The organism is Sphingobium abikonense NBRC 16140 (genome assembly GCF_001598335.1).
GTDB lineage: Bacteria > Pseudomonadota > Alphaproteobacteria > Sphingomonadales > Sphingomonadaceae > Sphingobium > Sphingobium abikonense.
On sequence record NZ_BCYT01000009.1, the window covers coordinates 30,912 to 46,018 of the forward strand.

At 65.2% G+C, this 15,107-nt stretch carries 16 protein-coding genes and 1 tRNA gene; 6 read left to right on the forward strand and 11 right to left on the reverse strand.

Annotated elements, in window-relative coordinates:
* Positions 1–127: 127 nt before the first annotated feature.
* From SAB01S_RS11605 to SAB01S_RS11620, 4 genes are all read right to left on the reverse strand, one after another.
* The gene (locus SAB01S_RS11605) at positions 128–748 is read right to left on the reverse strand and encodes an EF-hand domain-containing protein (RefSeq protein ID WP_062733283.1); all 621 of its coding nucleotides are present in this window, start codon (positions 746–748) and stop codon (positions 128–130) included.
* Between the two features lie 203 nt (positions 749–951).
* Positions 952–2,169 carry an argininosuccinate synthase gene (locus tag SAB01S_RS11610; protein ID WP_062733170.1) on the reverse strand — a complete coding sequence of 406 codons (1,218 nt, stop codon included), beginning with the start codon at positions 2,167–2,169 and terminating at the stop codon, positions 952–954.
* A gap of 168 nt (positions 2,170–2,337) precedes the next feature.
* On the reverse strand, positions 2,338–3,378 hold the full coding sequence (locus SAB01S_RS11615; RefSeq protein ID WP_245646465.1) for a hypothetical protein: 1,041 nt from the start codon (positions 3,376–3,378) through the stop codon (positions 2,338–2,340).
* A gap of 166 nt (positions 3,379–3,544) precedes the next feature.
* The gene (locus SAB01S_RS11620) at positions 3,545–3,739 is read right to left on the reverse strand and encodes a DUF4169 family protein (RefSeq protein WP_062733174.1); all 195 of its coding nucleotides are present in this window, start codon (positions 3,737–3,739) and stop codon (positions 3,545–3,547) included.
* A 90-nt stretch (positions 3,740–3,829) separates the two neighbouring features.
* On the opposite strand from SAB01S_RS11620, the gene SAB01S_RS11625 reads away from it, so the two are divergent.
* Positions 3,830–4,819, forward strand: coding sequence for a LacI family DNA-binding transcriptional regulator (locus SAB01S_RS11625; protein WP_062733176.1), 990 nt, complete (start codon positions 3,830–3,832; stop codon positions 4,817–4,819).
* A 21-nt stretch (positions 4,820–4,840) separates the two neighbouring features.
* Here the strand turns inward: SAB01S_RS11625 and SAB01S_RS11630 are convergent.
* Positions 4,841–4,914 (reverse strand) — tRNA-Gly (locus tag SAB01S_RS11630).
* A 113-nt stretch (positions 4,915–5,027) separates the two neighbouring features.
* Between SAB01S_RS11630 and SAB01S_RS11635 the strand changes: the two genes are divergently transcribed.
* From SAB01S_RS11635 to SAB01S_RS11650, 4 genes are all read left to right on the forward strand, one after another.
* On the forward strand, positions 5,028–5,945 hold the full coding sequence (locus SAB01S_RS11635; protein WP_062733178.1) for a LysR family transcriptional regulator: 918 nt from the start codon (positions 5,028–5,030) through the stop codon (positions 5,943–5,945).
* A gap of 114 nt (positions 5,946–6,059) precedes the next feature.
* Positions 6,060–8,180: a TonB-dependent receptor gene (locus SAB01S_RS11640; protein WP_062733181.1), complete on the forward strand. Its 2,121-nt coding sequence runs from the start codon at positions 6,060–6,062 to the stop codon at positions 8,178–8,180.
* A gap of 82 nt (positions 8,181–8,262) precedes the next feature.
* Positions 8,263–9,378 carry a DUF47 family protein gene (locus tag SAB01S_RS11645; RefSeq protein WP_031299231.1) on the forward strand — a complete coding sequence of 372 codons (1,116 nt, stop codon included), beginning with the start codon at positions 8,263–8,265 and terminating at the stop codon, positions 9,376–9,378.
* Between the two features lie 15 nt (positions 9,379–9,393).
* Positions 9,394–10,392: an inorganic phosphate transporter gene (locus SAB01S_RS11650; protein WP_021228627.1), complete on the forward strand. Its 999-nt coding sequence runs from the start codon at positions 9,394–9,396 to the stop codon at positions 10,390–10,392.
* A gap of 58 nt (positions 10,393–10,450) precedes the next feature.
* On the opposite strand, the gene SAB01S_RS11655 is transcribed toward SAB01S_RS11650, so the two are convergent.
* A complete protein-coding gene (locus SAB01S_RS11655; RefSeq protein WP_009820985.1) occupies positions 10,451–10,636 on the reverse strand; it encodes a hypothetical protein in 186 nt (61 codons plus the stop codon).
* Between the two features lie 145 nt (positions 10,637–10,781).
* Between SAB01S_RS11655 and SAB01S_RS11660 the strand changes: the two genes are divergently transcribed.
* Positions 10,782–12,194: a helix-turn-helix domain-containing protein gene (locus SAB01S_RS11660; protein ID WP_062733183.1), complete on the forward strand. Its 1,413-nt coding sequence runs from the start codon at positions 10,782–10,784 to the stop codon at positions 12,192–12,194.
* Here SAB01S_RS11660 and tatC read toward each other — a convergent pair whose 3' ends face one another.
* The 5 genes from tatC to SAB01S_RS11685 are packed head-to-tail and all read right to left on the reverse strand — an operon-like array spanning position 12,195 to position 15,083.
* The gene (gene tatC / locus SAB01S_RS11665) at positions 12,195–12,974 is read right to left on the reverse strand and encodes a twin-arginine translocase subunit TatC (protein WP_062733185.1); all 780 of its coding nucleotides are present in this window, start codon (positions 12,972–12,974) and stop codon (positions 12,195–12,197) included. It lies immediately after the preceding gene.
* Positions 12,971–13,465, reverse strand: coding sequence for a twin-arginine translocase TatA/TatE family subunit (locus SAB01S_RS11670; protein WP_062733187.1), 495 nt, complete (start codon positions 13,463–13,465; stop codon positions 12,971–12,973). Before SAB01S_RS11670 ends, tatC begins: the two co-directional genes overlap by 4 nt.
* Positions 13,466–13,494: 29 nt before the next feature.
* A complete protein-coding gene (locus tag SAB01S_RS11675) occupies positions 13,495–13,737 on the reverse strand; it encodes a twin-arginine translocase TatA/TatE family subunit (protein WP_021228632.1) in 243 nt (80 codons plus the stop codon).
* A 27-nt stretch (positions 13,738–13,764) separates the two neighbouring features.
* A complete protein-coding gene (gene scpB / locus SAB01S_RS11680) occupies positions 13,765–14,355 on the reverse strand; it encodes an SMC-Scp complex subunit ScpB (RefSeq protein ID WP_062733188.1) in 591 nt (196 codons plus the stop codon).
* Positions 14,352–15,083 carry a segregation and condensation protein A gene (locus SAB01S_RS11685; RefSeq protein WP_040604035.1) on the reverse strand — a complete coding sequence of 244 codons (732 nt, stop codon included), beginning with the start codon at positions 15,081–15,083 and terminating at the stop codon, positions 14,352–14,354. The genes scpB and SAB01S_RS11685 overlap by 4 nt, the downstream gene beginning before the upstream one ends.
* Positions 15,084–15,107 lie beyond the last annotated feature (24 nt).

Genomic DNA, 15,107 nt, shown 5'->3' on the forward strand with positions numbered 1-15,107 from the left:
CCTGTCTGTCACGGGTTGGTCATGGTTGGAAGGGCGAAGGGAGTGCCTTCGCCCTTCCGGGGCGGGGTGGCGCGCGCTGCCGGGGGAGAGGAGCCCGGCAAGGCAGCGCCGCCCGCCATCACGGCGATCAATTCTGGGCGGATGCCTTGCGGTCCTTCCACGCGGCGCGCATCGCCTGGCGGCCCGCCTTCATTTCGTCGGCGGTGACATAGCCATCCTTGTTGCTGTCTGCCCGATCGAACATGGCGAGCGCGCCGGCCGTGAATTCGGCCTTGGTGACGGTGCCGTCCTTGTTGGCGTCACTCATGGCGCCGCCGTGGCGCATCATGCCGCGATGATGGCGCTTGCCCATGTGACGGCGGCCTTCGCCCTTGCCCATTTCGGCGCGCTTGTCGGCGCGGGCCTGCTGGCCGGCGGCGAGTTCGGCCTTGCTGAGCTGGCCATTCTTGTCGGTGTCGAGCCGGGCGAAGCGTTCGTCCATGCGCTGCTGGCGCTTGAGATCGCGATCCTTTGAGGTCAGCTGCCCGTCCTTGTCGACGTCCATTTTGGCAAAGCGGGCATCGAGCGCGGTGGTGAGTTCAGCCTTGCTGATCTTGCCATCCTTGTTCGCGTCGGCCTGCATCATCATGCCGCCGCGCGGTCCACGGGGGCCGTCTGCGCCGGGCTGGGCCGATGCGACATGGGTGGCGGCGAGTCCGCCGACGAAGAGTGATCCGACCGCGACGGTGGTGAAAAATTGGCGAAGCATATCTGTTTCCTTGGCTTGGTTCATCCGAACGAGGCCGATGCCGCGTCCTTGATGACCCTTATGGAAACAATGTGTCCCGCAACTTTGTCAGTCCAGCGGCGAATTTGTCGCGAAATGTAACGGGTAAGCGGCTTCGGGGAGCGCCATTATGTCGGGTGGGTCGAGGGGGGCCGCGATGAGGCTGCCCCTCCCCCCTTGCACGATCAGCGGTCGCGGCGTCCGAGCAGGCGAAGCCGCAGCGCGTTCAGCTTGATGAAGCCCGCTGCGTCACGCTGGTCATAGGCGCCCGCATCATCCTCGAACGTCACGACCTTTTCACTGTAGAGCGAATAAGGCGATTTGCGGCCGACGACATACACGCCGCCCTTGTAGAGCTTGAGGCGAACGGTGCCCGTCACCTTTTCCTGGCTATGGTCGATCGCGGCCTGCAGCATCTCGCGCTCAGGGCTGAACCAGAAGCCGTTATAGATGAGCTCGGCGTAGCGCGGCGCGAGTTCGTCCTTCAGATGCGCAGCGCCCCGGTCGAGCGTCAACTGCTCGATGCCGCGATGGGCGAGATGATAGATGGTGCCGCCCGGCGTTTCGTACATGCCGCGCGACTTCATGCCGACGAAGCGGTTTTCGACGAGATCGAGGCGGCCGATGCCATGTTTGCGGCCATAGTCGTTCAATGTTTCGAGCAATGTGGCTGGCGACATGCCGACGCCGTTGATCGCGACGCCATCGCCACGTTCGAAGTCGATGGTGATATATTCCGGCGCGTCGGGCGCATCCTCCGGGTTCACCGTGCGCGAATAGACATAGTCCGGGGTTTCCTCCCACGGGTCCTCCAGCACTTTGCCTTCCGACGAGGTATGCAGCATGTTGGCGTCGGTCGAAAACGGACTTTCGCCGCGCTTGTCACGGGGAATGGGAATCTGGTGCTTTTCGGCGAACTCGATGAGTTTGGTGCGGCTGGTCAGATCCCATTCGCGCCAGGGCGCGATCACCTTGATGTCGGGCGACAGGGCATAATAGCCCAGTTCGAAGCGGACCTGGTCATTGCCCTTGCCGGTCGCGCCGTGGGAAACGGCATCCGCGCCGACCTGTCTCGCGATCTCGATCTGCCGCTTGGCGATCAGCGGGCGGGCGATCGACGTGCCGAGCAGATACAGCCCCTCATAGAGCGCGTTGGAGCGCATCATCGGGAAGACATAGTCCTTCACGAACTCTTCGCGCAGGTCGTCGATGAAGATATGCTCTTCCTTGACGCCCATCAGCCGGGCCTTGGCGCGCGCTGGCTCAAGCTCTTCGCCCTGCCCCAGATCTGCGGTGAAGGTCACGACTTCGCAGCCATAGGTCTGTTGCAACCATTTCAAAATCACGCTGGTGTCGAGGCCGCCGGAAAAGGCGAGGACGATGCGATTGATCTTTTCGGTCATGGAGCGGCGACTCTTTCTGATGGAAATGGCGCGTCAAGGGATGCGCGCGCCCGGTATCAGCCATGCTGGAAAAGCGCAACCGGACTGGCGGAAACGCACGGCAAAAAGGCCGGGCATGCGGCCCGGCCTTTGTTGTTCTCTTCGTCTAGTGTGATGGAAAGCCGCCGGTCAGTTGGTGCGCGGCTTCAGGAAAGACGCGCGGCGATTGTCCTTGTCGAAACGATAGACCATCTGGCTGCGATCCTGCACGGCCGGACTTGGCGCGGCGGCAGGTTCGGCATGGACGGTCTGCGGCGCATCGGGGATGCGGGTCGCGCCGTCGCGCTGGGCCAGCAGGAAGCGCGCGCGACGCATGCGCTTTGCCCGGGTGGTGAAGGGATTTTCCGGGCTGGGCGGCGCCGCGACCATGGCGGCGAGCGTCGCGTCGGATGCCGTCACCATCGCCGGGCGCGGCTGGAGCGCAGGCCGGGTAGTTGGCGCTGTGTCGACAGGTTCGGGAGCAATTGGGCTGGCCGTTGCTGTCGATACCATCGCCGGGGGTGAAACCGCGCTCTCATAGGTCGGGACGGCCATCGCCTCCCCCTCTTCCGGACGGCGACGACGCATCAGTGCCGCGCCACCCAGGCCCAGCAGCAGCAGCGCACCGCCACCCATCGCCCAGAGGATCGCCTGATCGGTGCGGTCTGCCTGCGCTGTCGGTGCTGGGGGCATCAAGGGTTCAGCCGAACCGGGTGCCGCCTCTGCGGTCGCGCGATTGGCCGTCGGGCTTTCCGGCGCGGCAACGGGCGCGGCCGGTCTGTTGGCGGGCGATGTCACAGGCTGCGAGTCTGTGCTCGCAGCGGCAGTCTCCCGCGTCACGGTCGCCTGCTGTGTCACGCTGCGCTCGGCGGGGCGCCTCTCGGCCTGCTCGGCTTCGGCAGCGGCGCGTGCTTCGGCAATCCGCTGCTCGATCGGGGCGGTCTGCTGCACGACGGGCGCGCTTGGCTGGAAGACCGGGGTGGTTGGCGAGTCAGCGCTGATTGCGGGCGACGTTGTCGCCGTCGGCGCCTGCGTCATGGCGGGCGGGGTGATGATGGTGGCGTCTGGCGTCATCGTGGGGGTCGATGCTGCCGGACCCATATCCTGTGCCAGCACAGGGGTTGCGGTGAAGGCCAGAACAGCGGCAATCGCGGCCCTGGCGGGGCGGGGGGTGCGAATATGTCCAGTCATAGTGCATCATCAACCCGCCACCGGCCCGAATCTTTGCGTGCCATGGTCATTTCACGGATGAATCGAAATCACGACGCGACGAACGGAGAATCCTGAACAGATGTTCATAGTCAAACAGCCAAATAGCCTTCGTTAAATGAACCAATATTCATCTAAACGGAGTTATTTACTCGACGTTGTCTTTGGATGACTCCCGAAACGCTCCCTTCAACACGGCACTCTGTCGATCGTCTTCCTTCGCTTGCGTTGCGCGCTCGGCCTTTGTGCGGCCAAAGCGCGCGCGATTTTCGGCGGCCTGCGCCGCCTTGTCGGCGCGTTGCTTGCGCTTGCGCGCCTGCCGCAGATTGATGACAGTGCCCATCGCCCCACCATAGGGCCACGCGCCATGGCTTGCCAAGCGCGCCGGCAAGGGGGCATGACAGTCCCTCACCGCGCCACGAGCCAGGACCCCATGACCAGCATTCACGACGTCGCCGCCCTCGCCAAAGTCTCGATCAAGACGGTGTCCCGCGTTGTCAACAAGGCGCCCAATGTCAGCGACGCGTTGCGGGACCGGGTGCAGGCAGCGATCGCGCAGCTGGGATATCGCCCCAATCAGTCGGCGCGGCGGCTGGCTGGCGGGCGGTCTTTCATGATCGCATTCCTCTATAATAATCCCGCACCCGGCTATGTCAGCCGCATCCAGATGGGCGCGGCGTGGCGGTGCCGGGACTTGGGCTATCATCTGGTGGTCGAACCGCTGTCGCCCGGCGGAGAGGAACGGTTCGACGTGCTCGACCGGCTGGTCGCGGCGCTGCGGCCCGATGGCGTGCTGCTGGTGCCACCACTGGCCGACGATCAGGCATTGCTCGACAAGCTGACGCAGATGCAGCTGCCCTGCGCGCGCATTGCCGGTTCCGCGCCCTCGCCCAGCTTCACCATATCGACGCCCGAACAGGCGGCTGGCCGGATGGTCGCGGATCATCTGACCGGGCTTGGCCATCGCCGCATCGGCGTCATCACCCCGCCCCCGAGCCACCATGCCGCGCTGCGCCGCGTGGATGGCTTTCGCGAGGGACTGGAAGCGGCGGGCATCGCGGCGGAGGAGGCGTTATTCGTGCCCGGTCGCTTCGATTTCGCGTCCGGCATCGCGGCGGGCGAAACCTTGCTGGCGCTTCCCGATCCGCCGAGCGCCATCTTCGCCACCAATGACGACATGGCGCTGGGCGTGCTGACGCTGGCGCACCGGATCGGATTGCGCGTGCCAGAGGATCTGTCCGTCACCGGCTTTGACGATACATCGGCGAGCCTCACATCCTGGCCCCCGCTCACCACCGTGCGCCAGCCGCTGGAAGATATGGGCCGCGCCGTCATCGACGCGCTGGCCCAAGGCGCGCAGGGCACGCCTGAATTCACCTTCACCCTGATCGAACGCGGCAGTTCCGGCCCGCCGGCAGCGTGAGGAATGATGCGCGGAAATGCGTGGAGCGGGTAGCGGGGATCGAACCCGCATCACAAGCTTGGAAGGCTAGTGCTCTACCATTGAGCTATACCCGCCCGGCAGAGGAGCGCCCTGCCATCATCGCGGGGGATTCGTCAAGCGGGCTTAACGCGATGGGCGCGAGAAGATGGCGCTTACGCACCGACGCCATTTCCTCTATCACCGGCGCATGAGCAGCCCATCCCTGCGCCAACTCGACATTTTCGCGCAGATGGCGGCGGCGGGCAGCGTGGCGCGCTGTGCCGAGGATATGGGCCTGACGCCGGCGCAGGTGCTGGATGGGATCGCGGCGCTGGAGATGCGGCTGGGCTATCGGCTGTTCGACGATCCGGGCGGCGCGGCGCGGCTGACGCCGGCAGGGCGCAAGACCGCGCAGGCGATGATGCAACTGGGCGGCGACGACGCGCCAGCCGTCGTCAATGCAGCGGATACCGATATTGCGCCGGCGCAGGCGGCGCCATCCGCACCGCCGCGCGACGCGATCATGCTGGCCGCGCCGGCGCCGATCTTCGGCCATTTCCAGGATGCGCTCGCCGCGTTCGAGGCGGCCAATGACGATATCGCCATCAGCATCGACCTGCATATGCATAGCGCGGACGATGCGGCGGCGGCGCTGGCGGCCGGACGGGCCGACATCGCCTATTTCTACGCGCTCGAGGCCCCTGCCTCGCCCCCGTCGCGCTATGGCTGGTCCGAGCCGCTCAACCTCTATGCCGGGAGCGGCCATCCTCTCTCGCGCGCGGACATGGTGGGCCGCAGCGACCTCGCCGCAACGCCGCTGCTGGCGATGGAGCGTCATAACGGGATGCGCATCATCGCCGAGGCGGCGCTCGCGCGCGGGCGCGCTTCTTTTCCGATGACGGCGCTGGAAAGCGATAATATGCTGGAGATCGTCGACGCGCTGCGCGACGGCGTCGGCTGCTTTGCCGCCTTTGGCCCTCTGGCGCGTGACCTGGGCCGGATGAGCGGCATCCGGCGGCTGGCGCTGGATGTGCCCCTGCCCGCCATCGAAATCCGTCAGGCGACCGCCCCGCACCTAGAGAATAAACCGGCGGCGCAGGCGCTGGCCGACTATCTGTTCCTGTAGCGCCTTTGCCCGATTTCGCCGCGCCGCAACATATTTGCGACAAATGCACTTGATACGATGTATCATCCCGGATAGAGGGTCGGCTTCAGACCATAATCAAAGGGTTGATCCTGCATGTCCCGCCTTTCGATGCTGCGCGCCGGTTGCGCTCTCCCGCTGCTGTGCCTTTCCATCCCCGGCCTTGCCCAGAGCGCGCCAGCGGCCGATGCGCCGCAGGATGGCAGTTATCATGACCAGCGCGCCGACATCGTCGTCACCGCGCTGATCCCGCGCCGTCAGGGCGACATATTGTCTGGCACCAGCGTGCTGACCGGGGAAAAGCTGACCCGCGAACTGCGCCCCAGCATCGGCGAAACGCTGGCGCGGCAGCCCGGCGTGTCGGCGACATCCTTTGGCCCCAGCGCGTCGCGCCCCATCCTGCGCGGTTTTCAGGGCGAGCGCGTGCGCATCCTGACCGACGGGATCGGCAGCTTCGACGTGTCGAACACATCAGTCGACCATGCCGTTGCGATCAATCCGCTGACCGCCGATCGCATCGAAATCCTGCGCGGCCCCTCTGCGCTGCTCTACGGATCGTCGGCGATCGGCGGCGTCGTCAATGTGATCGACAGCCGCATCCCGCGCCGGGTGCCCGACGAACCGGTGCATATCGACGCGATCGGCACCTATGGCAGCGCCGCCAATGAACGCACGGGCGCGGGCGAAATCGAAGTGCCACTGGCCGACAAGTTCGTGGTTCACCTGGACGGCACCTATAGCAAGACCGGCGATCTCGACACCGGCAGCTATATCCTGACGCCCGCGCTGCGCGCGCAGGCGGCGGCGAGCGGAGACGCGGAGATTGCCGACCTTGCGAACCTCAAAGGCAAGCTGCCCAACAGCGCGGGGCGCGTCTGGGAAGTGGCCGGCGGCGCGGCCTATATCGACGATGGCGGCAATCTGGGCGTGTCCTTTGCCCATAGCGACAATTTCTATGGCGTGCCGGTACGCTATGCGCTCAACCCCGATGGCGAAGCGGAGGAAGTGCGGCTCCGCATGAAGCAGGATCGCGTCGACCTGCGCGGCGAGGTCGCGGTCAATGGCGGCTTCCTCGACAGCATCCGCCTGCGCGCGGGCTATGCCGATTATCAGCATCAGGAAATCGAGGATACGGGCGAGGTCGGCACGACCTTCTACAACCAGTCGATGGAAAGCCGGCTGGAGTTCGTGCAGTCCAAGCGCGGCGGATGGGACGGCGCGTTTGGCGCGCAATTCTTCACCCGCCGATTCGAGGTAGAGGGCGAGGAGAAGTTCCTGCCCAAGAATGAAACCAACCAGATTGGCTTCTTCACGCTGCAATCGTTGGACCTGGGCAACACCCGGCTGGAGGGCGGCGCGCGTTTCGAACATACCGATGTCAGCGCCGATGCCGACGATACGCTGTTTTTCGACGGCCGCCGTCGCAGCTTTGATGCGCTGTCCGGCTCGATCGGCATCAGCCAGGCGATCATGTCCGGCTGGCGCATCGGCCTCAACGCATCGCGCAGCGAACGCGCGCCGTCGGCCGAAGAATTGTTTGCGCGCGGCAATCATGCCGGTACACAGGCATTCGAACTGGGCGATCCTGATTTCGGCAAGGAAAAAAGCTGGGGCCTGGAAGGCACTCTGCGCGGATCGGGCGAAGGCTACAGCTTCAGCCTGGCGGCCTATCATAACTGGTTCAGTGGCTATATCTATGAAAGCGTCGCCGCCGACAGCGTCTGCCAGGCGGTCAATGGCGGCGAGGATCTGGAATTTCCCTGCTACGCCTTCAACCAGGCCGACGCCCGCTATTACGGGTTCGAGGCCGAAGCGTCGGTCAAGCTGGCGCAACTGGGCGGCTATGCGATCAATGTCGATGGCGTTGCCGACTATGTCCGCGCCACCATCAAGGGCAATGGCCCCGCGCCGCGCATTCCCCCGCTCCGTCTGCTGGGCGGGCTGGAAGCGCAGGGCGATCGGCTGTCCGCCCGCGCCGAAGTCGAGCATGTGTTCGATCAGGACCGGGTCACGACGTTCGAAACCCCGACCGACGGCTATACGATGGTCAACGCATCGCTGTCATTCAAGCCGCTGCCGGGCAATGACCGCACCACGCTGATGCTGTCGGCCAACAATATCTTTGACGTGGAGGCCCGGCGCCACGCCAGCTTCCTCAAAGATTACGCGCCGCTGGCCGGCCGCGACATCCGCGTGACGGCGCGCTTCTCGCTGTAAGGCACTGACATAGGGAGCCGGGGCAGACGTCCCGGCTCCGCCGGCCGATTGCGCATTATGACGTTTATGTTACATGCGTTTAATGCGCCAGATCGCCGCCCTGCCCTATACGACCGCCGCCGACGGGTCGATGCAGATCCTGCTCATCACCTCGCGCGACACCGGCCGTTGGGTGATTCCCAAGGGCAACCGGATGAAGGGGCTGGCCGGCCATCGCGCCGCCGAACTGGAGGCTTTCGAGGAAGCGGGGATTCAGGGCATCGCCTGCCCTGCCCGCATCGGTCGCTATCGCTATGACAAGCGCCGCCGCAAGGGCGGATCGCGCGAGGCTATGGTCGATGTATTCCCCCTCGCCGTCACGCGCCACCTGCCGCAATGGCCCGAACAGGGACAGCGCGAACTGCGATGGTTCCCGCTTGCCGAGGCGGCGAAAGCGGTGGACGAGCCGGACCTGCAATCGATCATCGCGCGCTTCCGCGAACCACCCGCCGATCCGGGCTGGTTCTTTCGCATCCTGATCGCTATGCGCGACCGGCAGAATGAAAGGACAGGTCTATTGCGCTGGTTCCACGCGCTGATGCCCAAGCAGGGTCGCTTCTTCGAACAGTTTGAGGATCATGCCACGACATTGGTCGCGGGCGCGGACGCGCTCGCCCGGCTGATGCAGGGGGGCCCGGACATGGCCACCCATATCCGCACCATCTCCGATCAGGAGCATGTCGCCGACGACATCATCCGCGACGTGCTGAAGGATGTGCGCCGCATCTTCGTCACCCCCTTTGACCGGAGCGCGATCACCGACCTCATCGGTGTGATGGACGACGCGATCGACCAGATGAACCAGACCGCCAAGGCGGTCGCGCTGTATGAGGTAACGACATTTCCGCCGCAGATGCAGGATATGAGCGCGCTGATCGTCGAATGCGCGCGCATCACGGAAGAAGCGATTCCGCTGCTGCGATCGCTCAACCTCAATGCCGCGCGGCTGCATGACCTGACCGAGAGGCTGGTCAAGCTGGAAGGCCATGCCGACATATTGCATGAAGACGGGCTGAAACTGCTCTATGCGCAGGCCCGCGAAGGCAATCCGATGGACTTCATCGTCGGCCGGGAAATCTACAGCCATCTGGAAAAGGTGACCGACCGGTTCGAGGATGTCGCCAATGAGATTTCCGGCCTGGTCATCGACCACGCCTGATCCCGCGCCCCCGTCATGGACCCCATCGCCCTTCCCCTGCTGATCGCGCTGGTCGGCGTCGCCCTGCTGTTCGATTTCCTGAACGGGCTGCACGACGCCGCCAACTCGATCGCGACCATCGTGTCGACCCGCGTTCTCAAGCCGCAATATGCAGTCGCCTGGGCGGCCTTCTTCAACTTCATCGCCTTCCTCTTTTTCGGCCTGCATGTCGCGACCACGGTGGGCAAGGGCATTGTCGACGCCAGCATCATCGACCCGCAGGTGATTTTCGGTGCGCTGATGGGGGCGATCAGCTGGAACCTTATCACCTGGGGGCTGGGCATTCCGTCCTCGTCCAGCCATGCGCTGATCGGTGGATTGCTGGGCGCGGGCGTATCCAAGGCGGGCCTGCCCGCCGTGGTGTGGAGCGGCGTGTTCAAGACCAGCGTCGCCATCGTCCTGTCGCCGGCGGTCGGCCTGTTCCTGGCGCTGATGCTGGTGCTGGTGGTGAGCTGGATATTCCGCCGCTTCACGCCGCAGGGCGCGGACCGGGTCTTCCGCAAGCTGCAACTGGTGTCCGCCTCGCTCTATTCGCTGGGCCATGGCGGCAATGACGCGCAGAAGACGATGGGGATCATCGCGGTGCTGCTCTATTCGCAGGGTATGCTGGGCGGCACCTTCTATGTGCCCTTCTGGGTGATCCTGTCCTGCCAGGCGGCGATGGGCCTGGGCACATTGCTCGGCGGGTGGAAGATCGTCCACACCATGGGGTCGAAGATCACGCGCCTGACGCCGGCGCAGGGTTTCTGCGCGGAAACCGGCGGGGCGATCACCCTGTTCATGGCGACCCATCTGGGCGTTCCGGTGTCGACCACCCATACCATCACCGGCGCGATCGTCGGGGTGGGCGCGTCGCGCCGCTTGTCGGCCGTGCGCTGGAACATCGCATCGCGCATCGTCGTCGCCTGGGTCGTCACCCTGCCCGCCGCCGCGGCGATCGGCGCGCTGTTCTACGGGCTGACGCAGCTGTTCTAAAAATGTTGAGGGCGCGGTCGGTTGCCCGCCGCGCCCTTCCCTCTCCTGTGGCGATAAGTCAGGCAACACGGCCCAGCCGGTGATAGAGATTGGCATATTTGACCGATTCCGGCTGGTCCTGCACTTCGCGCAGATAATGGGCGATCGCGGTGCGGATGAGGCTGAAATCCTCCTGGCTGAACACCGCGCGCGAACGGGCGGGCTGGGGATGGCCGTGGGTCGGTTCGATCGTCTGCGCCTGCATGAGCCTGTTTCCTTGTGTGACACCCCGAAGCAGCGGGGCCATGGACAGCGATGTAGACAGGAGCGCGAGCGCGAAACAGGCCGATGAGTGGCCGGAAGTCACAATCCATATTGGTCATATTGTCAAGTCATGACATAGTGACTGCATGGCAGACTCGGGCGATCGCAAACTCTATCTTGGCCCCAAGTTGCGGGTGCTGCGCCGCGAACTCGGCCTCAACCAGACGCAGATGGCCGAGGAACTGGGCGTGTCGCCAAGCTACCTCAACCATCTGGAGCGCAACCAGCGCCCGTTGACGGCGCAGATGATGCTGCGGCTGGCCAATACCTATGATATCGACATTCGCGATTTCGCCGCGCCCTCGACCGATGGCGGGCCGCGCGAATTGGGCGAGATATTGTCCGACGCGCTGGTGCGCGACATCGGCATATCGCGCGACGAGGTGCTGGAAGTCGCGGAAAATTATCCGGGCGTGACCGAGGCGGTGGCGCGATTCTATCGGGCGCTGACCGACCTGCGCCGGGTGCCGGGGGAAGCGCTTGCGGGCGCAGCGGAGCGGGTGCCGATGATCGCCCCGATCGACTGGCTGCGCGAGATGATCGCAAGGGCGGGCAATTATTTTGCCGAGATTGACGCCGGCGCGGAAGCGATTGCGGCGGACCTGCCCGAGGACCCGGCGCTGCTTCAGGCGGCGTTGCGCGCGCGGCTCAAGGACCAGCACGGGATCAGCGTGCAGGCGGTGCGGGCGGACCTGATCGCGGGTCGGCTGCGCCATTTCGACATGCACCGCCGTCGCCTGATGCTGAGCGAGCGATTGCCGCCGTCCGGCCGCCTGTTTGGTGCCGCCTGGCATCTGGTGGCGCAGGAACTGGCCGACGCCATCGCCGCGCAAGTGGCGCGCGCCGCGCCGCCGGATGAGGACAGCCGCCGCCTGACGACGATTGCGCTCACCAACCATGCCGCCGCCGCGCTCATCATGCCCTACGAGCGGTTCCGCCAAGCGGCCGAGCAGAGCCGGCACGACCTGCCCTTGCTGTGCGACCGGTTCGGCGTGTCGCTGGAGCAGCTGGCGCATCGGCTGACCAGCCTCAACAGCACCGGTGCGCGCGGCATCCCCTTCTTCATGGCGAAGATCGACGGGGCCGGGCAGATCGCCAAGCGGTTCGATGGCGAGGCCTGGCCCTTCGCCCGCTATGGCGGCACCTGCCCGCGCTGGGACGCGCATGACGCGCCAGCATCCGGGGCAATCGCCGCGCAACTGATCGAGACAATGGAGGGCAAAAGGTTTGTCACCCTGGCGGCCAGCCTGCCGCGCGGGGCGGCGGGTGGGCGCGCGCGAACCGTGATCGCGCTGGGATGCGAAGCCAAACATGCCGGCCGCATCATTCACGCCGATGGCCTGGACGCAGAGCGGGGCGAGGCTACCGAGGTGGGACCGGGCTGCCCGCTATGCGAACGCCGCGCCTGCCCGGACCGGGCCTTGCCGCCGGTCACGCGCGCGCTGGACCTGCACAGCTATGAACGGACGACCGCGCCTTACCCGTTCCGCCGGGTCTGATCAGGCGGCGGCTTCTTCTGCGTCCTCCGTATCCGCCTTCTTGCGGTCGGTGAACCAGATGGCGATAATCGTGACTTCGTAGAGCAGCAGCAGCGGGATAGCGAGCATCAGCTGCGACACGACATCGGGCGGGGTGAGCACGGCAGCCAGCACGAAGGCGGCGACGATCATATAGCGGCGCAGGCCGATCAATTGCGCACGCGAGACAAAACCCGCGCGATTGAGCAGCATCAGCAGCACCGGCATCAGGAAGCTGATGCCAAAGGCGAGGATGAATTGCATGACAAGTCCGAGATAGGCGTCCGCGCTGGGCAATGCCTCGACCGACAGGCCGCTGCTGTCGCCCTGAAACTCAAGAAAGAAGTGGAAGGCGGTGGGCATCACCACGAAATAGGCGAGGCTGGCGCCCATGGCGAAGAGGAAGGGCGTTGCCAGGATGAAGGGCAGCAGCGCCTTTTTCTCGCGCGCGTACAGGCCGGGCGCGACAAAGGCCCAGAGCTGGTTGGCGATGATCGGGAAGGAGAGGCAGAAGGCACCGAAAAAGGCGATCTTCACCTGCACGAAAAAGGCTTCATAGAGCTTGGTATAGACCAGGCGCCCGCCGCCATCGCCAAAGGCTTCCTTGAGCGGGTGGACGAGGATGGCGAACAATTGCTCGGAAAAATAGAAGCAGATCGCGCCAGTGATGGCGAGCGCATAGACGCATTTGAGCAGCCGACCACGCAGCTCGATCAAATGGTCGAGCAAGGGCGCCTTGCTGTCGTCAATATCGTTGATCATGCCGCCGCATCGCCCTTGTGCGCGGGCATGGCATCGTCGTCCCTGGCGGGGGCTTGCGCCACATAGGGCGGGCGATCGCTCGCCGGTTCGGCCGCAGGCGCGGGACGCGATTCGGCGACGAAGGGCGGCTTGGGCGCGGGTGGCGCGGGATCGGCCACATAGGGCGGCGCTTCTGCATCACCTGCCCCATCAGCGACCGACGCGGCCGCTTCCGTCCCGGCATCGGGTGCTGGCAGCGCATCCACAGCCGGCGCGGGCGGATGATCGTCCATGATCCGCTTGTTCTGCGCGGCCCATTTCTTTTCCAGCTCTTCCAGCTCGACTTCGCGCACCATCGCATCGATTCCGGTGCGGAAGTGGCGAGCCATGCCCTGCGCCTTGCCCACGATCTGCCCGACCTTGTAGAGCGCGCGCGGCAGGTCCTTGGGACCGATCACGATCACCGCAATGATCACGATCACCAGAAATTCGGTCGAATCGATGCCAAACATGCGCGACTACCGGCCCGGAGGTTGAAGGATCAGGCCTTGGTCTTTTCTTCGGTGGTCGCGCTCGGCGCGTCCTGTTCGGGCACGCGATGACCCTCGATCCGGGTCGCGGGCTTGGCCGGCGTCACGTCGTCATCGTCGTCGGCCATGCCCTTCTTGAAGCTCTTGATGCCCTTGGCAACGTCACCCATCAGGCCGGAAATACGGCCGCCGCCGAACAGCAGCATGACGACCAGGAGCACGATCACCCAGTGCATCAGCGAGAAGGAACCCATAATATCTACTCCTGTCAGAGGGCCTTACTAGGCCTCTTCCTCATCATTTTCCAGAACGGATTGGCCGCCCATAGCCTCCAGTGCCAGATCGACAGGATCCAGCAGCCCGGCGGCGCGCAGATCCTCCAGCCCCGGCAGGTCCCGGCGGCTGCTAAGCCCGAAATGTGACAGGAAGTCTACGCTGGTCGCATAGATGAGCGGCCGTCCCGGCACTTCGCGGCGACCGGCCGGCCGCACCCAGCCCGCTTCCATCAGCACGTCCAGCGTGCCCTTGGCCACCTGAACCCCGCGGATCGCCTCGATCTCCGCGCGGCTGACCGGCTCATGATAGGCGATGATCGCCAGCGTCTCCATCGCCGCGCGCGACAATTTGCGCGGCTCGTCCTTTTCACGGCGCAGGATATGGGCAAGGTCGGGCGCGGTCTGGAAGTGCCAGCGACCACCGCGCTCGACCAGATTAATGCCGCGCCCGGCATAGGCGTCGGCCAGGCCCTCAAGCGCTGCCGCCATATCGCCATCGCCGACATGAAGTTTGAGTTCAGCGGGCGTCATCGGCGCTTCGGCGACGAACAGGGCCGCTTCTATCGCGCGCATATAATCATCGGGTTCTGATTTCATGGCCCGGCATGCCCCGATGCGGCAGCGCGCAGATAGATGGGCTGAAAAATCCCGTCCTGCTGGATATCCAGCCGCCCCTGCCGCGCCAGTTCCAGCGCCGCGACAAAGCTGCTCGCGAGCGCCGACTTCGCCTTGGGCTGGTCCAGATCAGCCGGCAGGAATGCCTCCAGCCGGGTCCAGTCCAGCGCCGCGCCGACCAGCGCACCGACCCGCTGGATCGCCTCGTCCAGCGTCATGACCGGGCGCACTTCGATGGTGTGCACCACCGGCTGCGTGCGCGCGCGAATCTGGCCATAGGCCTGGATCAGGTCATAGAGGCTGGCCTGCCACTGCGCCTTCTTGACAAGGCGCAGCCCTTCGGGCCGGCGGCGGCGGAACACGTCGCGGCCGATGCGATCGCGCGCCATTAGCCGCGCCGACGCATCGCGCATCGCGTGCAGCCGCTGCAACCGCAATTGCAGCCGCAGCGCCAGTTCTTCCGGGCTGGGGTCGGGCTGTTCCGCGCGGGGCAACAACAGCGAGGATTTGAGATAGGCGAGCCAGGCCGCCATCACCAGATAATCGGCGGCCAGTTCGAGCTTGAGCTGCCGCGCCCCTTCGATGAAGGCAAGATATTGCTGCGTCAGGGCGAGAATGGAAATTTCGCGCAGGTCGACCTTCTGGTTGCGCGCCAGCGTCAGCAGAAGATCGAGCGGCCCCTCCCAATGGTCGAAGCTGACGGTCAGCATCTCCGGCCGCGCCGCGCGGCTGTC